Origin of the sequence: Bacillus ndiopicus, from assembly GCF_000612805.1 — a bacterium.
In the GTDB taxonomy this organism is placed as follows: Bacteria; Bacillota; Bacilli; order Bacillales_A; family Planococcaceae; genus Metasolibacillus; species Metasolibacillus ndiopicus.
In genome coordinates, this window is record NZ_HG964405.1 from 100,302 (window position 1) to 120,484 (window position 20,183).

17 protein-coding genes are annotated in these 20,183 nt (G+C 38.2%); 12 read left to right on the top strand and 5 right to left on the bottom strand.

The genetic code is table 11. The features are described from left to right. Positions 1-97: 97 nt before the first annotated feature. Positions 98-412 carry a peptidase M4 gene (locus TY13_RS08825; RefSeq protein WP_042474527.1) on the bottom strand — a complete coding sequence of 105 codons (315 nt, stop codon included), beginning with the start codon at positions 410-412 and terminating at the stop codon, positions 98-100. A 130-nt stretch (positions 413-542) separates the two neighbouring features. On the opposite strand from TY13_RS08825, the gene TY13_RS08830 reads away from it, so the two are divergent. The 9 genes from TY13_RS08830 (at position 543) to TY13_RS08870 (ending at position 10,606) form a co-directional block, all read left to right on the top strand. Further along, entirely contained in the window at positions 543-1,622 is a 1,080-nt protein-coding gene (locus TY13_RS08830) for a M42 family metallopeptidase (RefSeq protein ID WP_042474530.1), read from the top strand. A 349-nt stretch (positions 1,623-1,971) separates the two neighbouring features. Further along, on the top strand, positions 1,972-2,499 hold the full coding sequence (locus tag TY13_RS08835) for a DUF84 family protein (protein ID WP_042474533.1): 528 nt from the start codon (positions 1,972-1,974) through the stop codon (positions 2,497-2,499). A 70-nt stretch (positions 2,500-2,569) separates the two neighbouring features. After that, positions 2,570-3,088: a hypothetical protein gene (locus TY13_RS08840; RefSeq protein ID WP_042474537.1), complete on the top strand. Its 519-nt coding sequence runs from the start codon at positions 2,570-2,572 to the stop codon at positions 3,086-3,088. 226 nt (positions 3,089-3,314) lie between these two features. Next, complete coding sequence (locus tag TY13_RS08845; RefSeq protein WP_042474542.1) at positions 3,315-4,130, top strand: DUF1444 domain-containing protein; 816 nt, start codon at positions 3,315-3,317, stop codon at positions 4,128-4,130. Further along, positions 4,127-4,741 (top strand): YtpR family tRNA-binding protein, encoded by a 615-nt coding sequence (ytpR, locus tag TY13_RS08850; RefSeq protein ID WP_042474544.1) that lies wholly within the window; start codon positions 4,127-4,129, stop codon positions 4,739-4,741. Before TY13_RS08845 ends, ytpR begins: the two co-directional genes overlap by 4 nt. A 196-nt stretch (positions 4,742-4,937) precedes the next feature. After that, positions 4,938-7,601, top strand: coding sequence for a DNA translocase FtsK (locus TY13_RS08855; protein WP_042474546.1), 2,664 nt, complete (start codon positions 4,938-4,940; stop codon positions 7,599-7,601). 663 nt (positions 7,602-8,264) lie between these two features. Next, entirely contained in the window at positions 8,265-9,569 is a 1,305-nt protein-coding gene (gene murC, locus TY13_RS08860) for a UDP-N-acetylmuramate--L-alanine ligase (RefSeq protein WP_042474548.1), read from the top strand. 80 nt (positions 9,570-9,649) lie between these two features. After that, positions 9,650-10,123, top strand: a complete 474-nt coding sequence (locus TY13_RS08865) for a DUF948 domain-containing protein (protein WP_042474550.1) — start codon at positions 9,650-9,652, stop codon at positions 10,121-10,123. Positions 10,124-10,141: 18 nt separating this feature from the next. Then, positions 10,142-10,606, top strand: a complete 465-nt coding sequence (locus TY13_RS08870; RefSeq protein WP_042474552.1) for a YtxH domain-containing protein — start codon at positions 10,142-10,144, stop codon at positions 10,604-10,606. Positions 10,607-10,749: 143 nt separating this feature from the next. On the opposite strand, the gene TY13_RS08875 is transcribed toward TY13_RS08870, so the two are convergent. Then, complete coding sequence (locus TY13_RS08875; protein WP_042474553.1) at positions 10,750-12,891, bottom strand: cell division FtsA domain-containing protein; 2,142 nt, start codon at positions 12,889-12,891, stop codon at positions 10,750-10,752. Positions 12,892-13,067: 176 nt separating this feature from the next. Between TY13_RS08875 and TY13_RS08880 the strand changes: the two genes are divergently transcribed. Both TY13_RS08880 and ccpA read left to right on the top strand, forming a co-directional pair. Next, positions 13,068-14,153: a bifunctional 3-deoxy-7-phosphoheptulonate synthase/chorismate mutase gene (locus TY13_RS08880; RefSeq protein ID WP_042474555.1), complete on the top strand. Its 1,086-nt coding sequence runs from the start codon at positions 13,068-13,070 to the stop codon at positions 14,151-14,153. 418 nt (positions 14,154-14,571) lie between these two features. Then, a complete protein-coding gene (ccpA, locus tag TY13_RS08885) occupies positions 14,572-15,573 on the top strand; it encodes a catabolite control protein A (RefSeq protein ID WP_042474557.1) in 1,002 nt (333 codons plus the stop codon). 49 nt (positions 15,574-15,622) lie between these two features. Here the strand turns inward: ccpA and TY13_RS08890 are convergent, their stop codons facing one another. The 3 genes from TY13_RS08890 to TY13_RS08900 are packed head-to-tail and all read right to left on the bottom strand — an operon-like array spanning position 15,623 to position 18,072. Further along, positions 15,623-16,771 carry an acetoin utilization protein AcuC gene (locus TY13_RS08890; protein WP_042474559.1) on the bottom strand — a complete coding sequence of 383 codons (1,149 nt, stop codon included), beginning with the start codon at positions 16,769-16,771 and terminating at the stop codon, positions 15,623-15,625. Continuing rightward, complete coding sequence (locus TY13_RS08895; protein WP_042474561.1) at positions 16,768-17,415, bottom strand: acetoin utilization AcuB family protein; 648 nt, start codon at positions 17,413-17,415, stop codon at positions 16,768-16,770. The genes TY13_RS08890 and TY13_RS08895 overlap by 4 nt, the downstream gene beginning before the upstream one ends. Positions 17,416-17,439: 24 nt before the next feature. After that, positions 17,440-18,072: a GNAT family N-acetyltransferase gene (locus TY13_RS08900; protein WP_042474563.1), complete on the bottom strand. Its 633-nt coding sequence runs from the start codon at positions 18,070-18,072 to the stop codon at positions 17,440-17,442. A 1,067-nt stretch (positions 18,073-19,139) separates the two neighbouring features. Here TY13_RS08900 and argC point away from each other — a divergent pair. Next, on the top strand, positions 19,140-20,174 hold the full coding sequence (gene argC / locus TY13_RS08905) for an N-acetyl-gamma-glutamyl-phosphate reductase (protein ID WP_042474565.1): 1,035 nt from the start codon (positions 19,140-19,142) through the stop codon (positions 20,172-20,174). The last annotated feature ends 9 nt before the right edge of the window (positions 20,175-20,183 follow it).

The following is a 20,183-nucleotide window of genomic DNA, read 5'->3' on the forward strand; positions in this document are numbered from 1 at the left end:
TGCCTTACTTGATAGCAAAGCAGTTTCTTGAAATGCAACGATTTTGAAAAACGCTGATATATGCAGATGGAGTTCTTAAAGACACCACTAACATACATTATAGTTTTGTTAGCTCTAACACTGCGCCAGAGCGTGCATCTGCTGCGAACTCAAATGATTCCATTTCACCATTCAACATGCGTGAAATACCGCCGCGATAAACAGGAGAAGTTGTAAAGCCATTGTTAAACTCTTCTACTTTCATAAACACCCATGAGCCATCAATCGGTGCTTCTTTTTTGAATTCTGCTTTAATTTGCTGTAGTACTGTGTCTGCAGATAGGTAAGGATCTACCCGCTCGCTTACCTCTTTAATAATGATTGCTGCTGCTAAGCCCGTTGCTACCCCTAAAACAAAATCTCTCAATTTCATCTTTATTCCCTCCTTGTTTTTAACTTTATCATATATGGTGAGGCATGTAAAAAATAGAAAATTCGAAGAACGAAATACTTTCACTTATGTTATAATAGATGCGTAAATAAACAAGGGGAGTGTATCATAAGTGAATCAAGAAACAATGCAACTTTTTAAAACATTAACTGAGCTTCCAGGAGCACCAGGAAATGAGCGTGCAGTACGCAATTTTATGCGTAGTGAGCTGGAAAAATACGCTGATGAGGTTATTCAAGATAATTTAGGGGGCATTTTCGGTGTACGTAAATCAGCTCAAGCAGATGCGCCAAAAATTTTAGTAGCAGGTCATATGGACGAAGTGGCATTTATGGTCACATCGATTACAGATAATGGGCTAATTCGATTCCAAACCTTAGGTGGATGGTGGAATCAAGTAATGCTAGCGCAACGTGTAACAGTGTATGCAAAGGATCGCGAAATTCCAGGTGTTATCGCTTCAGTACCACCACATTTGTTAACAGATGCAGAGCGTGCAAAGCCGATGGACATGAAAAATATGCTTATTGATATCGGTGCTGATTCCAAAGAAGATGCAGAGTCAATGGGGGTTCGTCCTGGGCAATCCATACTTCCTGTATGCCCATTCACACCGATGGCTAATCCGAAAAAGATTATGGCGAAGGCTTGGGATAACCGTTATGGCTGTGGTTTAGCAATTGAGCTATTAAAAGAATTAAAAGATGAGCAACTTGCGAGCCATTTATACTCAGGTGCGAACGTAATGGAAGAGGTAGGCTTGCGAGGTGCAGGTGTTTCTGCAAATATGATTCAGCCAGATTTATTTTTTGCGTTAGATGCATCACCTGCTAACGATACGTCTGGTGATAAATCACAATTTGGTCAATTAGGAAAAGGCGCCTTAGTACGTATTTTTGACCGTACGATGGTAACACACCGCGGAATGCGTGAATTAGTATTAGATACAGCTGAATCAAATAATATTCCATATCAATATTTTGTATCACCTGGTGGTGGGACAGATGCTGGTAAAGTTCATACACAATTAAATGGTGTACCTTCAGCAGTTATCGGTATTTGCTCACGTTATATCCATACGTCTTCATCGATTATTCATGTTGATGACTATGCTGCGGCGAAGGAATTATTAGTGAAACTTGTAAAATCGACTGACCGTACAACACTTGAAACAATCAAAGCAAACGTGTAAAGAAAAGCTGTCAAGAAAGCGCATGTTTTTGTGACTAAGCTTAATAAGGCAACAAGAGGAGTATCGGGAAAGCTAAAGCTTTTCTGGTACTCTTATTTTCTGGTTTTAGGAAATGAAGATAAATAAGGGAAACGCAGATAACTCTTGGAATTCACAAATAAGTCATAAAAAAGCGCAGATAACCCATAAGAAAACGCAGATAACTCAAAAACTCGCGTAAATATGACATTTTCTTAATACAAAATGAAAAAATAGAAGACGCCCAACGTTTAGAGGAAAGGCATCCTTTTTTGATATAAGGGCGTCCCTTATAGGGCGGTCAACTATTTGATTAATAATTATATAGGAGATGACGACGTTGTTAGTGGCAATTGGCACACAAAATAAAGCAAAAACAAGTGCAGTGGAAAAGGTCATTCGTGCATATTTTCCGCAGGCAAGTTTTATTCATATCAATGTGGAATCAGGCGTAGCGGCGCAGCCTTTATCGAGTGAGGAAACACGACAAGGAGCAATAAACCGCGCAAAAAATACTTTGCAATATACAGAAGCAGATTGGGGTGTTGGCTTAGAGGGCGGTGTACATCTAATTGATAAGGAGATGTATTGCTGCAATTGGGGAGCGGTCGCATTAAGAGATGGGACCGTCATAAGTAGTGCAGGGGCGCAATTTGTTTTACCTTTTGAAGTAGCAAGCGAAGTGCTGGGTGGGCAAGAGCTTGGACCAGTAATGGATGTCTTTGCTAAGAAAGAAAATACACGCCATAATGAAGGGGCGATTGGTATTTTTTCAAATGGCTTAATAGATCGACAACAAATGTTTGAGCATATAGTAACATTATTAGTCGGCCAAATAATGTATCTAGATAGGAAATAAGCAATGTATTTGCACATTTGCATTTAAATAAATTACAATGTATTCTGTAATAGAAAGTGAGGGAGTTTGTATGAATCGCAAATGGCTTCATGGTCTTGCAATTACGGGACTTGCATTTATGCTAACAGGATGTGGCAAGTCGGTGCAGGAGCAAATTGAAGTTGGGGTCGCGAGCGCTGAAACAATTTTTCAAGAAAGCGCTGAAGTGCCTAACACAACAATTGGTTCAATTGAATTGTTTGTACCCAAATCATACACAGTAGAGCAAGGTGCAAATGATATGAACTACATTTTAACTAAAGATAAAGATTCTTATATATTATTTGTGAATACGAATGAACAAGAGGATAGCAAGCTTCATTACGATAATTTAATGGCTGATGAAGCTAAAAAAGTAGTAAAATCACAGGAAATCGAAACGGAAGATGAGTTTGGTTTTTCTGCAGTTGTTGAACATGATGATGATCATTATGAATTAATCGTAAGCAGTGGCGGCATTAAAATGACGACGCTTTCTGAAGATCGCAAAATCGAAGAAAAGCTACATACGATGATGCAAATTGTTCGTTCTGTAAAAATTACTAAATAACTATATTTATAAAGCGTCCAATGCTACAGCAGGGCGCTCTTTTTGTTATAATATGATAGATTTGAAATACAGGGATTCGTTCTAAGGTTCAACAACTGAGTGACCCACACCATGCAGGCTTAAAAGAACTAGTGCAGATTAATTTGTGTAGTGACGATACGCAAGACCGAAAAAAATTTGAACTAGAGCTAGCCGATGCATAATTGATTTAAAGGAAGTGACAAATATGAAATCCCTAGAACTTGTGGAAGTATTAAAAAAGCAACTTGGTGAGGAGCTTTTTGACTGGTCGTATGATAAAGAAACAGATAAAGTGCGCCTTGAACATAAAGTGTTACAGCGCGGTATGGACATTTCTCTATCTGAAATACTAGCGAAATATGCAACGAAAAAGCAGGTGGCAATCGATGAAGTTGTTTATACCATTGAACAAACATTTGCTGCCATGCTACAGGAGCAAGAGATAGGCTTCGAGCAACTATCGGCTATTTACCCTGTTATCCGTTCAGGCTCATTTCCGAAAACATCAAAGGATGGGCATCCTTTTATTACAACAGCACATACAGCAGAAACGCAAATTTTTTATGCGCTTGATTTAGGGACGACTTATCGATTAATTGATGAAGCAATGCTAGAAAAGCTTAATGTTACAGCAGAGCAAGTGCGAGAAATTGCACGCTTTTCTGTAAAAAAGCTACCTACAGAAATGAAAAAAGATGAAGTGGCTGGCAACCTATATTATTTTATCAACCATAACGATGGCTATGATGCGAGCCGTATTTTGAACGAGCAATTTTTGAAGGAAATGGCAGCACAAATGGAAGGAGATATGACCGTTTCTGTACCACATCAAGATGTGCTAATAATAGGTGATATTCGCAACGAAGTAGGGTATGATGTACTAGCACAGATGACGATGCACTTCTTTTCAGTTGGTGCAGTACCAATCACATCTTTATCGTTTATTTATGACGAAGGCCATTTGGAGCCAATTTTTATTCTCGCAAAAAACAAAGTGAAAAAGGAGCAAGAGAAAAAATGAATGTAGCATACAACAAAGAGCATGTAGGTGATGTGCTTTTAGTACAATTAGCAACGGAGAAAATTATTAAAACAGTAGTGGAGAAGCAAGGCGATGTAGCTTTGTTAAAAGAGGAAGCAACAGGTGAAGTAAAAGCATTCAACTTATTTAATGCTAGCAATTACATGGAGCTAACTGCGCAAGGGATTGTGGAGATGACACCAGAGCTTGTGGAAAAAATTGAAGCAGCATTAACAGCAAACAGCGTAACATTATCATTAGATGTTGATTTTTCACCAAAATTTGTTGTTGGTTATGTAGAAACGAAAGAAAAGCATCCAAATGCCGATAAATTAAGCGTTTGTACAGTTAATGTTGGCGCGGAAACGTTACAAATTGTATGTGGTGCACCAAACGTTGAAGCTGGGCAAAAAGTAGTTGTTGCAAAAATTGGCGCAGTGATGCCTTCTGGATTATTAATTAAGGAAGGGAATTTACGTGGGGTAGATTCATTTGGTATGTTATGCTCAGCACGTGAGTTAGAGATACCAAACGCCCCTTCTGAAAAAGGGATTTTAGTATTAGATGCGGATGCTGAGGTCGGCACAGCGTTTGAAATTCCAACACGATAAAGTGTAGAGGTACGGTGAAGTAGGTAGATACTCCTTGTAGCCTTGATTGATAAGATGACTTAGCGAGAAGCTTGAGTCATCTTTTTTTATTTCCTCATTTCTGCTGCGTAATAACTGCCTCAAAAGGGCGAAATATGGTATGCTTTTAATATTCTATTCCTCAAAAAGATGAGGTTTTACAGAAAAGAGTGAGCATATGAATTGGTTTAAAAAACAAATAAATAAATTTTTATATACAGATGAACAATATGACGATTATGAGCAGGAGACTGAGCAATACGAACAGTATGAGCAGCCGCAGCAAAAGAAAAAAGCAGCCTTCCGATTTCCGCTTATTGCAGATGAAGAACTGATGGAAAAAAAGCCAGTACCTCCATCTATGCAACAGAGACAAGTAAACAACGTAGAAACTAATGATTCAACGTTTGAATTGCCTAAGTATTTACAAGAAGAGCAGCGAGCAGTTTATGATGTAGAAGTATCTGGTATTGGTGAATTATTGGCACGCAGACAAAAAAACAAAGGGCAGACCAATGTGTTTCGTAGCAAGCCTCAAGAACGCCGTAATAATTTGACGAGAGAAGAGACAGACTTCTTAAATCCAACTAAATCGCGTACCAAAAGCGAACCAAGGCAAGAAACAAGTCATCCGTTACAAAACCGTAAACGCTTTATACCAACTGATGTACCATCGCCTGTTTATGGATTTGGTAAACCTAAGCCCATTGAACAATTGCTGCCCAAAAAAGAGAGAGCTGTTGCTGAAGAAGTAGAAGATAATCTTTCAAAACCGATTAAACAAGAAGAAATTCCTGTATTAGACCAGCAATTAGCTGAAGAGCCACATAAAGAGGAGATTATGCAACAGCAAGAACTGGCTGCAACAATTGAGGCGCCTTCCTTATCAACAATTGAATTATTAGAGGATGGTCAAGCACCACAGCCAGTAGACATGAATACATCTGAATATAAGGATATAGAGCAACCGCCTATTATGGAGGAACAGGAAGAGTTTGATTTACTGAGTGATTTAAAAGTGGAAAATTTAACAATTGAAAATTCAACAATTCATATCGGGCAACTGCATGTAGAGCAAACACCTCAAGCGGAATCAGGAAGCCGTTTACCATTTAATGTTTTAATGTTAAAGTCCGATAAGCAAAAGCAGCTGGCAAGAGAATTCGTCAAACAACATTTGCAACAACAAGAAATGAAAAGAGGAAAAGAGGAGCTAAAACAACAAGCTGAGACACCAGAAGTATTAATACAGCAGCAACATGGAGCGGAGGAACAATCGTTTGAACTTGCTTCGGCGCAGCCAGAAGCATTGCAAACTGTTCAAAAAGTAGCAGATGTTTCTGAACGGAAAAATAGAGTGGAGGAGCTGCCACATGTTCAAACTGATGTATCACTAGAGGAACCTCAAACGGTACAAGAGGTACCTCAGCAAAAGCTACGCTATGAGAAGCCATCAACGACATTTTTAGCACCGCCTGAGCAAAAAACGGAAGATTATGATTGGATGGAGCAACAGGCGGAGGCATTGGTGGAGGCACTTTCTTATCATCAAGTGACTGCACAAGTTGAATCGATTATGCAAGGACCTGCTGTAACACAATTTGAAATTACAATCGGGCAAGGCACAAAAGTTAGCAAAATCCGCAATTTGTCAGATGACCTAAAGCTTGCACTAGCAGCAAAGGATATTCGTATTCAAGCACCGATTCCAGGGAAGCGCACAATAGGTATTGAAATACCAAATTTAATATCTCGTGCTGTTCGATTATCAGAGGTAACAAATAGCGTAGGCTTTAAGGAATCAGAATCTCCAATGGAAGCGGCACTTGGTTTAGATTTAACAGGTAAACCTGTCACATTAGATTTACGAAAAATGCCACACGGCTTAATTGCAGGTGCAACAGGCTCAGGAAAATCTGTTTGTATTAACTCAATTTTGGTTAGTCTATTATATAAGGCCGATCCAAATGAATTAAAGCTGATGTTAATTGACCCAAAAATGGTAGAGCTAGCCCCATTTAATCATATTCCCCATTTAGTAAGCCCTGTTATTACAGATGTAAAAGCAGCCGCCGCTGCTTTAAAATGGGCTGTTGAGGAAATGGAGCGTCGTTATCAGTTATTTATGCATGCAGAAGTGCGTGATATAACGCGTTATAATGCGATTGCTGAGGCAAACGGTCAATATGCACAAAAGCTTCCATACTTACTAATTGTTATAGATGAATTAGCCGACTTGATGATGATGGCACCTACTGATGTAGAGGATGCGATTTGTCGTATTGCACAAAAAGCACGTGCATGTGGTATTCACTTAATTGTAGCGACACAACGACCTTCTGTAGATGTTATTACAGGCTTGATTAAGGCAAATATTCCAACACGTATTGCCTTTGCTGTATCATCACAAATCGATTCGCGCACGATTCTCGATATTCAAGGAGCAGAGCGTTTACTCGGGCGCGGAGATATGCTGTATTTAGGCAATGGTATGTCAGCACCACAACGAATTCAAGGAACATTTGTAACGGATGATGAGATTGAAGAAGTAATTCGTTACGTTCGTAGTCAAGGGCAACCGGATTATATTTTTGAGCAAGAAGAGCTATTGAAAAAAGTTGAAACAATCGAAGCACAGGACGAACTTTTTGAAGAAGTATGTCGATTTGTTTATGAGCAAGGAACCGTTTCTACGTCGTCGATTCAGCGTAAATACCATATCGGCTACAATCGCGCTGCAAGGCTAGTAGAAATGCTAGAAAAGCATGGGTTTGTGTCAGAACAGCGTGGGAGTAAGCCAAGAGAATCATTAATTACTGAATCTGATTTAGAAAACTTGTAAGCGTACCAGTCGCTAAAATTTAACAGGAAGAGGGCTTTGATTAGCCTCTTTAGCACTCTTGTCCAGATTTTTTTCAAGCTGAATAGAAGTTAACCTAAAGTCGTCACGTCCTGAGACAACGGTTATCCGACCTGCGTCGAGCAGGTCTCTCTTTGAAATCTATGACATCCGCCAGGACATTTGAGGTAACACGGTGTTGGTTACTCAGTCGGTGCGTGTGTAGGGGGCGCTCTTAGAATTTCAGTGAGTTTTGTACATCCATTGAATCAAGGGCTAGATAAGCATTCATCTCGCCACATGTGGAGGTAGGAGTTTTCTGTCGAATCAGGATAATTGTAAAAGAAGTTAGAATAGTCGTTCATTTATTGTTCTACATATTTAGTGCTATAATAAATTAGGATTTTTGATCTCACATTAACAAGCAGTAATTCAACCGTATTAGTAGCAAAACGACAGATATAGATATAAGACTCTCACTTCAATTTTTTAGATGGAATCAGGAAATTTAAGTGTGCGGTTAACTGCTTGTAATAGCCCTATTGGTAAAGCTAAACAAGCAATGGAGATAAAGAGAATCTACCATTGATTGAAGTTTTACCATAGTTGGATATATAAATTTTCTTCAATTTTAAACAGGATCAATGTATCCTAGGAGGTTTCAACATGACACGTTATCATTTTACAGGTATTAAAGGCTCCGGTATGAGCCCGTTAGCTCAAATTCTTTTTGATTCAGGCGAACAAGTTCAAGGCTCTGATGTAGAAACATATTACTTTACTGAAAAACCATTACGTGATAGAGGAATTACGATTTTACCATTCAATGCAAATAATATTGAACCAGGAATGACAGTGATTGCAGGTAATGCCTTTCCTGATGATCATCCTGAGCTTATACGTGCGCGTGAGATGGGTGTAGAAGTAATTCGCTATCATAAATTTTTAGGTGATTACAGTAATCGCTATACTTCTATTGCCATTACGGGATCGCATGGTAAAACGTCTACGACGGGCTTGATGAGCCATGTTATAGGTGGTTATATGCCAACATCTTTCCTAATAGGAGATGGAACTGGTGCAGGAACAGAAAATGCGAAATATTTCGTAATGGAAGCCTGTGAGTACCGTCGCCATTTTTTAGCGTATAATCCAGACTATGCAGTAATGACAAATATTGATTTTGATCACCCAGATTATTTTACAAGTGTTGAAGATGTGTTTAATGCATTCCAATCATTAGCAATGCAAGTGAAAAAAGCAATCATTGCTTGTGGAGACGATGAGCAATTACAGCGTATTCAAGCACAAGTACCTGTTGTTTATTACGGCTTTGATGCCGAAAATGATTTTGCAGCGCGTAATGTCGTTAAGACAACAGAAGGAACGGAATTTGAAGTATATGTACGCAATGAATTTTATGCAAAATTCTTTATTCCGCAATTTGGTGATCATGCCATATTAAATGCATTGGCAGTTATTTCTCTTAGCCATTATGAAGGAATACCAACGGATGTAATTCAAGAGCGTCTAGACACATATACAGGTGTAAAAAGACGTTTTACAGAAACAGTTATCGGGAATACAGTATTAGTAGATGATTACGCACATCATCCAACTGAAATTGCTGCAACATTGCAGGCTGCAAGACAAAAATATCCTGAAAAGCAAATTGTAGCTGTGTTCCAACCGCACACATTTACACGTACTCAAACATTTTTACAGCAATTTGCGGATAGTTTAGCAGGTGCAGATACAGTATATTTATGTGATATTTTTGGTTCAGCACGCGAGCAGTTAGGTGCATTAACAATTGATGCTTTAGCCCAGCTAGTTGAAGGCAGTAAAGTGCTACAATTAGATACAATTGAACAGCTCAAAGAGCATGAGGGGTCAGTATTATTGTTTATGGGTGCTGGTGATGTCAATAAGTATCAAACAGCATTTGAACAATTATTACAAAAAGTATAATTTGATTCCATATAATAGGCAGGATTTTTTGAAATGTTTGTCGAATCAGAAATATAATTAGCTATAGGAGGTCATTTTTCATGGTAGTCGTACTTTATATCGCTGCATTAGTCGCGGCAATCGGTTTTTTATTCTTATGTGTAAGTATCGGTATGACATTATTTTCAGTGAAAACAACATTAAACAATATTGCAGGAACAGTTGCAGGTATTGAAGGGCAAATGGAAGGTATCACACGTGAAACGACATCGCTGTTAACAAAAACAAATACACTTGCTGATGATATAACTGAGAAGGCAGAGAAGCTAAATTCAGTTGTTAATGCTGTGAAAGGCGTAGGCGAATCAGTGAGTGGTTTAAATGAATCTGTACAACGTATCACAAATTCTATTTCTTCTGAAGTCACAAAAAATGAAGAAAAAATTGCCCAAGTTGTTCAATGGAGTAATGTTGCGATGGGGATTGCTGATAAATGGCGCCAGCGCAAAGCGATTAATCCAGATGATGTGACAGTTTACACTGTTGATGGTGTAAATGCTAAGCGCAAAAAATAATGAGAGGATTGATATACAATGACAGAGCAAAAAACGACAAACTTACCTCAAGTGTATACGACTAGAAACGAAGATATTTACGGTGAGGAAACAGTGAATATGAAAGATTTTATTATAGGGGCATTGGTTGGAGGCATTGTAGGCGCAGCAGCAGGCTTATTATTAGCACCGAAATCTGGGCGTGATTTACGCGGGGCAGTTGCAACGCAAGCGGTATCATTACGTGATCGTAGTGTGGAGCTTTCATCTACAGCGAAAGAAAAAACAGTACAGTTATCAAGCCAATTAAAAGAGCAATCAACAAACTTAGTAGATAAAGTAAAGGCAAAAACAGCAAAGACACCGACTGTCTTTGATGATGGTACAGTTTCTTCAGAAGGTGAAGAACCACTAGATGAAATCATTAGCACAGTTGTAGAAGATGCTAAACAAGAAGTGCCTACTGAAGATATGTCTGAAATTGCACGTCCTTCATCAATTTAAGCTTATAAAATAAAAGTTGTCCGAAAAGCAGGCTAGCGCGCCGTTCTTCGGACAATTTTTTGCTTTATAAATTGAAATATTCAGCATTTAGAAAAATGTAAGTAATCTTGGAAAAATTAAAAACATTTTTTTACGATTTTAAATTAAGTAAATTTAATCTCCAATGTATCTCCACCGAAAATTTCTGTGTCGAAGGAAGATGGGATGCCGTTTCTTAAAATTGTAAAGCCACCTTTTGCTTGTGCTGGTAACTGCCAGCTTGAGAAACGGAAGACATCTTGGAAAATCCAAGGGCTATGGTCAATTGCGTTAACTTTAATCGTAGCCCCATTTGGTACAGTAGCCTGTGAGGACAAGACGGCACCGTTTACAGTCATTTCACGTACAACTTTTACAAGCTCAATGCGTTCCCCTTGGAATGTTACGAGCATTCGGTCTTCTAATAGTAAATTTAAATGATCTGCTAACATTTGAGCAGTAGGTAAAGAATTTTGTGTAAATGCTAGTCGGTCGCCATCTTGCACAGGGTAATGAATTTTGCTCGGTTTACCGTTGATTAACAACTCTGAAGAAAATGTAGGTAAATACAGCGGTTGTCCATCAACGTGAACAACATAAGAGCGCAATTGCTCTAACAAAGCTACATTATTTGTATGTTTTAAAATATCCTCTACTGTTTCTACAATTTGGATATCTACAGTATCTCGATCTTGTAAAGCTTGATCAAATGATGCTACTTTAGCATTCACAAAAACTTTAGGTTTTACAATATAAAGAGTTCCGTTAATTGTTACATTTTTTGCAAGCGCATTGTCCACAATATCTTGTACGACGGCAGTTGCATCCTGTCCATTCTGCCCTTCAACAAGAGTGATTGTGTCGCCATTTTTTATTGATGACTTAGTAGAAGCAGGTGCCCCATTTAATAAAATTTGTGCAGGTTGTCCATGCTCACCAGCAATGAAGATTGCTTGATTATTTACTGTTATTGATAATGCATGACCTGGCTTTCCATATAGCTGTTTTGCACGAATATTGGCCGCTAAAAATGCATCGGCAATTGTCATTTCTTTTAACTCAAATAATCGAACAACCTGTTCATTGACCGTTACTGTCATATATTGAATTGGTGTTTTTTTAGCAGCTATTGCAATACCGATTGGCGTTACCAACTCTGGTGTTACTGGAATGGATGGCTCTTTTGTTAAATTTTGAATCGCATCAATGCCGCGCACAGCGACACGGTTCTCAGGTAATTGCAGTACTTTGCAAAGTTCAACTGTTAAATTAGGTGTTAAGCTACCACCGCCAACAAGCATAACTGCTTTTGGCGCAAGTTGATTGTTCAAGCGCAAAATCTCTGCTCCGATGGCATTTGCTAACGATGTAATGGCTGGGTAAATGGCCTGTAGTACCTCTTCATGCGGGAAATATTGGTCAAAGCCTAGAATATCTTGAATAAGTATATCTCCCTCTGCTGTATGAAGCTGGCGCTTTGCCGTTTCTGCAACTGGAAAATCTAATAAGTAATGGTCGCTTAATGCCTCGGTAATTTCATCACCAGCAGTTGGCACCATACCGTAAGCGATAATTGTTCCTTTATCAGTAATGGCGATATCCGATGTACCAGCACCGATATCAACTAGTGCAACATTTAAACGGCGCATCGTAGAAGGGATAAGTACATTAATAGCAGCAATCGGCTCTAACGTTAAAGCCTCCATCTCTAAATCAGCACGCTTTAATGCCGCTAAGAGTGACTCTACAACAACGCGAGGTAAAAAAGTTGCAATGACCTCTATTGTTGCTTCGTTACCTTGCTGATCTAATAGGCTGCCAATTTCTTCATTATCTAATTTATAATACAATACAGAATAACCAACACAATAATAGTGGCTTACCTTCGTATCTTCCTTATGTTGTAGCAACTGCTGCTGTGCTTGCTGTACGGCTTGAAGCTCTAAGCGGCTAATATCCTCCTCAGTAAAAATAGGGCGGTTTTTTATATTTATCGTAATGCTTGCCTGTTCAGTTTTTAAAGCACGACCTGCTGCAGCAACGCTTACTTTTGTTAAAGGACCATGTTTTTCCTCTAAAGTTTGCTTAATCTCGTTTATAAGGTCTGCTACGTAGAGTACATTATGTATTTGGCCATCTACCATTGCCCGCTCTTTATGTTCCTTAATTATCATATCAGCGACATGGAAATGCTGATCTCGCTCTTCCAAAATAATGCCAACTACAGAGCGTGTACCGATATCTAAAGCAAATAACTTTGAAGTCATTTGTAATCGCTTCCTTTCGTGTTATTACTAGAAAAACTTTAGCGAGTTGAATCGCTAAATTAAAAATACGTGACATTTACAGACAAGTTGTCTATAATGATATTATTAATTAAAAATGTATCATACATTTCAGCGTTCTGAAAGAGTATGTGCACACAGGAAGGAGAAAATAAGTAATGAGTCAACACGATTTAGAAGGTTTACGCGGTCAAATTGATAGCTTAAACTTAGAGATTTTACGCTTAATTAATGAGCGAGCAGAGATTGTAAATGAGATAGGAAAGATTAAAGAGAAGCAAGGTGTGAATCGTTACGATCCTTTACGTGAACGCCATATGTTAGATTTAATTAAAGAGCATAATAATGGTCCGTTAAATCAAATGACGGTTGATTATATTTTTAAACAAATTTTTAAAACAGCGTTAAAGCAATTAGAAGCAGAAAAGAAAAAAGAACTGCTTGTATCGCGTAAAGAAAAATCAGAAGATACAGTTATTAATATTAACAACGAACTAGTAGGGTCAGGTGCGCCTTCATTTGTATTCGGTCCGTGTGCAGTTGAATCCTATGAGCAAGTTGCACAAGTTGCTGCTTCTATTCGTGATAAAGGCTTAAAATTAATTCGTGGTGGGGCATATAAGCCACGTACTTCTCCTTATGATTTCCAAGGACTTGGTTTAGAAGGTCTAAAAATATTAAAGCAAGTGTCTGATGAATACGGTTTAGCAGTAATTACTGAAATCGTAACACCAGCTGATTTAGAGGTAGCGCTTGATTATGTAGATGTTGTACAAATCGGTGCGCGCAATATGCAAAACTTTGAATTATTAAAGGCTGCTGGTGCGATTAATAAACCAGTATTATTAAAACGTGGTTTAGCTGCAACAATCGATGAATTCATTCATGCTGCTGAATACATTATGTCGAAAGGGAATCAAAATATTATTTTATGTGAGCGCGGTATTCGTACATACGAAAAAGCGACGCGTAATACATTAGATATTTCGGCTGTACCAATTTTAAAACAAGAAACGCACTTACCTGTAATGGTTGACGTAACACACTCAACTGGTCGACGTGATTTATTATTACCATGTGCAAAGGCAGCGATTGCTATCGGTGCAGATGGTGTAATGGCTGAGGTTCATCCAGATCCATCAATCGCGCTATCAGATCAGCAACAACAAATGGATATTCCAACATTTGATGCATTCTATGATGAAGTGTTGAAATTCATGAAACAATACGAAGTGAAGGCTTAATTTGAAGATTGTAAAAAGGTATTTTGATATTAGTATCGTTTTGCGAATACATTGTAGCAGAGCTTTCTAGCGAAAAAATTGGTTTTTAGTTTTTTATGCTGAAGAATGATAAATCAGTAAGCCTTAAAAGCTGAGATTTAGAGCTTTTAAGGCTTTTTTATCTCACATAACTGGGAAGTAATATTTTCTTTATAAAGAGTGAAGTGTACATAGGTTAAGAAAAAAATTAGGATAGGTGAGGGATTCATTGCCGATAAAAGCCCAATTGGTTAAACTAACTATCAGTGGGATTGAGGCAAATCCACGCTGATTAAAGTTTCACCTTATAGCCATTCATACTTTTGATTGAAATTGGAAATGAAAGTATATATGATGGAATATAAGAAAAGTTGAGACAAGAGGATTGGAGGCGAGTATAGTGACAGTAACAATTTATGATGTAGCGCGTGAAGCCAATGTTTCAATGGCTACGGTATCCCGTGTTGTAAACGGCAACCAGAATGTCAAGCCTGCCACTAGAAAGAAAGTATTAGAAGTAATAGAACGACTAGAATATCGACCGAATGCAGTTGCACGAGGTTTGGCTAGTAAAAAAACAACAACAGTGGGCGTTATCATTCCCGATATTTCCAATACAATTTATGCGGAGTTGGCACGTGGCATCGAAGATATTGCGACAATGTATAGCTATAATATTATTTTATCGAATTCAGACCAGAAGGAAGACAAGGAGCTGGAATTACTTGATACGATGTTAAGCAAGCAGGTAGATGGGGTCGTGATGATGAGCGACAAAGTATCAAGCGGCATTCAACAGGCCATCAAATCATCCCCAGTGCCAATTGTTTTAGCTGGTTCTGTTGATGAAGAACAAGAGGCGGCATCAGTCAATATTGATTATTATAAGGCTGCATATGAAGCTGTCCAAATTTTGCTAAAGAATGGGCATAAACGTGTTGCGTTCGTTTCAGGTCCGCTAGATTATACGATTAATGGCACATATAAATTAGCTGCTTATAAGCAGGCGTTACAAGATGCAAATATTGAGCTAGATGAACAGCTTATTATAGCGGGCGATAGCACTTATGATGCTGGTATTGCAGCGTATGAAGAATTGGCAGCAATTGAGGCACCTCCAACAGCATATTTCGCAGGAAGTGATGAATTGGCAATCGCCCTTATTCATGCCGCACAAGACGAAGGAAAGCAAGTGCCAAATGATATCGAAGTAATCAGTTTTGAGAATTCAAAACTAGCACGCATGGTACGTCCTCAGCTATCAAGTGTCGTATTGCCACTTTATGATATCGGTGCCGTTGCAATGCGACTTCTAACTAAAATCATGAATAAAGAAGAAGTAGCGGAGCATACAGTTATTTTACCGCATCATTTGGAAATTCGTCATTCAACAAAGGCATAAAAAATGAAGGCTATCTAGAAAGTGGTGCGTCACTCTCTAGATAGCCTTTTTATTTATTAAGGATATGTAATGCTTTTTGCAGCATTTGTGCATTTTTTTCCTCGATTTCAGCTTTGCGAGGAATAGGCTCATATAAAGGCACAGGGTCCTCCCATGTGGGGATTAGTGGGGTAGGGGACTCTAGTTGCCAATGCTCCAGCCAGCTTTTAGGTAATGGACCAGTTGGACAAAGTAAATCGTTCATTTCTGTCCAAATCATTGACCAAGCACGAGGAACGACACGCCAAATATCATAGCCACCCCCACCAACAGCAATCCATTTACCATCACAATATTCATGCGCTAATTTATGTGCTAGCTTTGGAATTTCCTTGTAAATATTCATTGTACCGTATAAATGTGTTAATGGATCGAAATAATGTGCATCTGCTCCGTTTTGTGTTAGCACAACGTCTGGTTTAAAATGCTCAAATACGGCACGCATTGCTTGTTCATAAATCATTAAAAAGCTTTCGTCTTCTGTAAATGCATCTAGTGGGAAGTTAAAGGATGTGCCATAACCTTGTCCATTTCCACGTTCTGTTACATTTCCTGTTCCAGGGAATAAATAACGTCCTGTTTCATGGATAGACAAAGTGCATACATTAGGGTCATCGTAAAAAGACCATTGTACACCATCGCCGTGATGTGCATCAGTATCAACATACAAGACACGTAAGCCGTATTTTTTTTGTATATAACGAATGGCCACACTACTGTCATTATAAATACAAAAACCTGAGGCTCGTCCATAAAAGCCATGGTGTAGCCCGCCGCCTAAATTTAGCGCATGGCGTGCTTTACCTTGTAGTACTGCATCTACAGCTTGTAGTGTGCCACCAACAAGCAGCGCACTTGCCTCGTGCATATTTGGAAAAATCGGTGTATCCTCTGTGCCGATGCCGAAGCTTTCACCTTGTTTAGCTGTTAGCTCCCCATGCCCCGCTTTTTTTACAATATCAATATATTTTTCATCATGTGCAAGAGCAATTTCCTCGTCTGTTGCGATACGTGCAGGAATTATATCCTCATCTTTTAAAGCGCCAATACTTTTTAGTAAATCCATCGTTAAAATTAATCGTTTGTGGTTAAATGGATGTGTGTCTGAGAACTTGTAGCCAAGCTGATCAGGCGAATAAACAAAAAGTGCATTTTTCATACTTGTATCCCTGGTACATTCGGCCACAAAACATTGAAGCCTTGCTCACGTAAGTCTTGAATAATGGCTAATGGATTAATAATTTGTAGTCGGACGCTTACTATTCGATTTTCGTCGCTTTCAGTATCGGGATAGATGAGTACACTTAACACATTCACTTTATGTTGCCTAAATATTTTTGATATATCATGGAGTACGCCAGCTTTATCAGAAACACGGATATCTATTTTAGAGCTCGGCTTATGGGCGCCAGTTAATTCAATATACGTATATAAAAGATCTGTTGTTGTAACAAGCCCAACTAATTTACCACCCGAAACAATAGGTAAACAACTGATTTTCGATTCATAAAAAGTTAATGCAGCTTCTTCAACTAAGTCTAATGGGTGGCCAACAATTGGGTTTTTAATCATAATATTATTTAAAGGTGTATTTTTAATTGCAGCTTTTCCTTGCTCATTCATTTCATCAAGAAAAGCATGTTTAACATCATGCTCTGTTATAATCCCAACTACTTCATTTTGAGCATTGACAATCGGTATATGACGTATGTCGTGCTCACGCATTAAGCGTGTAGCCTCTCCAACTGTATTAGTAGGGAGCAGCGTATGCACACTTTTTTGCATCATTTCTTCTACAATCATTTTGCAATCCCCTTTGCTTGAGTTTTAGTACATAAAGCGCCTTTTAAAACGCAGATGATCAAAGCGCTCCATTGTCTCTGCCCCGACGCGTTTTCCAACACGTCCCATTAGGCAGTTTGCCGGGTGTGATGTAATTTCAGGATCATCTGTAGCGAAATATTCAAAGCCTACAGAACTCATCATACTTTCCATCATTTTGCGATAATCCCAGACATTTAGCCCCGTCCCTTTCAAATCCCAATGCCAATAATATTCAGTTGTAATAACAAGATAATCTTCCATTGCATCGTCCATGAACGATACCTCTAACAGCTTTTTCCCTACTCCTGTACTACGATAATCTGGGATGACTTCTATTGCACCTAACTCAATCATGTTTTCAATTTTATCCTCTGCCCAACGTTCGAGAGGGTCAGGATATAAATATGTGACATAGCCAACAACGAGCTCGCCATTTCGAACAATGACAATGCGTCCTTCCTCCAATGAGGCGATTTGAATCAAGGCCTTTTGTTGCTGGTGAGCAAGTCGGAATGAAACTAAATCATCGTGAAATGAGTAAAGAGCTAACTGCTCAGGATGTACAGGACCTTCTACATGTACAACACCATGTCTGGTTTCCATTTCAGTGCTGAAAAAGGTTTTTTTATGCTCCATTTATACACCACCTAATTATTCTAATTTCTATTATACAAAAGATATTAGGAAAAAGGGAGTATACAGAAAGCAGATGTTCAACTGCTTTTTGTATACTTTGAGTCCATTTTTGCGTAAAGAGATAAATATGTTTATTTTTTATAGAAAGCTAAAAACTCAGCTTATTTCCATTACGATTGACTCGCTTTCCACGGGGCATAGCTCCAACTAATTATTTTCGGCAGGGGCCGAAAATAATGGATTTTCCGCTATGCCTTTTCACGTAGGAAGGCTTTGCTTTGCGACGAGTAACCGCAGGAGCACTTGAGCCATCTTCACTTCAATCAACTGGAAAAAGCCTTTTAACAAGGAATTTAACTTAAAACACTCAGATAAAAATTTACTTTTTACAATTACTTATCTAAGAAAGATTTTTGATTAATAGTTAACAATATATATGTCCTGCTTTTTGTTAAAAAAAGTAAGACCTATATGTAGATTGTCCAGAAATAAAAGTATTAATTTATTTCGAATCTTAATATGAAATAGGTGTATCGTTATTAGTTTCCTGTATTAGCTGTTGAATAATGTGTTTTTGGCTATTTCATTTGATAAAAGCTATTTCTAGTTGAAGCCGTGCCTGCGGAAAGCGTCCACCCATAACGGAAATCAACGAAGTTTTAGCTATTTCTATGAATAAAACTAAAACACCATGCTATTTTTTTAATCAATCCCAAGTTACGTTGATGAACCTGTTTTTTATAAAATATGCTAAACGGATTTACTGTAAATTTATTTTCTTTAGCAATATTATGTTGCGAAAGTTTAGTGTTGGTTGTAAAATTGCCGCATTTACCGAATGGAGGGGAATTCCGGTTTTGCATTAAACGCTCACTAAATCAAGATGTGAGCGTTTACAAATATCAGAGATTTTAAATGTCTAAGCTTAAAGGAAATCTGATAAGGCATAATTGATTATTATCCAGAAATAAATAAAATTTAATTTCCAATAAAATAAATAAAAATTCAGTTGACTAAATAAATATACATATCTATACTAATGCTATCTTATATTTGGGGGGACGGCAATGAAAGTTGGAATTATTGGTGCTACAGGATACGGGGGACTTGAGTTAATTCGCTTTTTACATAATCACCAGGAAATAGAGAAAATTGAATTATTCACATCATCAGAAGAGGGTGCTATTTTTTCTACGAAATTTTCTCATTTAACAGGGATTACTGACCGACCCTTACAAAAAATTGATGAGGCTATTTTGCAAAGCTTAGACGTTATTTTTGCAAGTACACCATCTGGAGTAACAAGTAGTTTGCTTCCACCATTAATGTACAAAGGGCCAAAATTAATCGATTTATCTGGTGATTTCCGTTTAAAGGATAGAGCAAGCTTTGAACATTGGTATAAAAAAACACCTGCGCCACAAGAGACGATTGAGCAAAGTGTATATGGTTTATCAGAATGGAATGAACAAAAAATTGCTGAAGCACATTTAATTGCTAACCCAGGCTGTTATCCGACAGCTGTTCTATTATCGATATTGCCGCTAATAAAAGAAAACTTGATTGATCCAAGTTTTTTAGTAATTGATGCAAAAAGCGGTGTATCTGGTGCAGGAAATAAGCCTACACAGGCAACCCATTACAGTGAAACAAATGAAAATTTCTCAATTTATAAAATTAACGAGCATCAACATATTCCAGAAATAGAGCAAGCAATTGCGATGTTTACAAATGTCGAGACGAAAATTTCGTTCAATACACATTTAGTACCGATGACACGTGGCATTTTAACGACATCATATGCTGCTGTACAGCCTGGTGTTACGCAAGTACAGCTTATAGAATGTCTACAAGCAACTTACGCAAAACACCCATTCGTTCGAGTAGTCGAGCAAGCATCTTCCATCGGCACAAATCGTGTGAAAGGTTCAAATTTCTGCGATATATATGTGCAATTAGATGAGCGGACAAATAGAGCAACAATAATCGGTGTTATTGATAATTTAGTAAAAGGTGCGGCAGGGCAAGCGATTCAAAATATGAATATACAAATGAATTTGCCACAAACGATGGGCTTACAAACAGTACCATTATTCATTTAAGGAGGAAAA

Excerpts from the sequence above, each read along its gene's own strand:
- TY13_RS08870 (WP_042474552.1), top strand. The coding sequence starts at position 10,142 with ATGACAGAGCAAAAAACGACAAACTTACCTCAAGTGTATACGACTAGA.
- TY13_RS08840 (WP_042474537.1), top strand. The coding sequence starts at position 2,570 with ATGAATCGCAAATGGCTTCATGGTCTTGCAATTACGGGACTTGCATTT.
- ytpR (WP_042474544.1), top strand. The coding sequence starts at position 4,127 with ATGAATGTAGCATACAACAAAGAGCATGTAGGTGATGTGCTTTTAGTA.
- TY13_RS08825 (WP_042474527.1), bottom strand. The coding sequence starts at position 412 with ATGAAATTGAGAGATTTTGTTTTAGGGGTAGCAACGGGCTTAGCAGCA.
- TY13_RS08855 (WP_042474546.1), top strand. The coding sequence starts at position 4,938 with ATGAATTGGTTTAAAAAACAAATAAATAAATTTTTATATACAGATGAA.
- argC (WP_042474565.1), top strand. The coding sequence starts at position 19,140 with ATGAAAGTTGGAATTATTGGTGCTACAGGATACGGGGGACTTGAGTTA.
- TY13_RS08865 (WP_042474550.1), top strand. The coding sequence starts at position 9,650 with ATGGTAGTCGTACTTTATATCGCTGCATTAGTCGCGGCAATCGGTTTT.
- TY13_RS08845 (WP_042474542.1), top strand. The coding sequence starts at position 3,315 with ATGAAATCCCTAGAACTTGTGGAAGTATTAAAAAAGCAACTTGGTGAG.
- TY13_RS08880 (WP_042474555.1), top strand. The coding sequence starts at position 13,068 with ATGAGTCAACACGATTTAGAAGGTTTACGCGGTCAAATTGATAGCTTA.
- murC (WP_042474548.1), top strand. The coding sequence starts at position 8,265 with ATGACACGTTATCATTTTACAGGTATTAAAGGCTCCGGTATGAGCCCG.
- TY13_RS08835 (WP_042474533.1), top strand. The coding sequence starts at position 1,972 with ATGACGACGTTGTTAGTGGCAATTGGCACACAAAATAAAGCAAAAACA.
- TY13_RS08900 (WP_042474563.1), bottom strand. The coding sequence starts at position 18,072 with ATGGAGCATAAAAAAACCTTTTTCAGCACTGAAATGGAAACCAGACAT.
- TY13_RS08890 (WP_042474559.1), bottom strand. The coding sequence starts at position 16,771 with ATGAAAAATGCACTTTTTGTTTATTCGCCTGATCAGCTTGGCTACAAG.
- TY13_RS08895 (WP_042474561.1), bottom strand. The coding sequence starts at position 17,415 with ATGATTGTAGAAGAAATGATGCAAAAAAGTGTGCATACGCTGCTCCCT.
- TY13_RS08875 (WP_042474553.1), bottom strand. The coding sequence starts at position 12,891 with ATGACTTCAAAGTTATTTGCTTTAGATATCGGTACACGCTCTGTAGTT.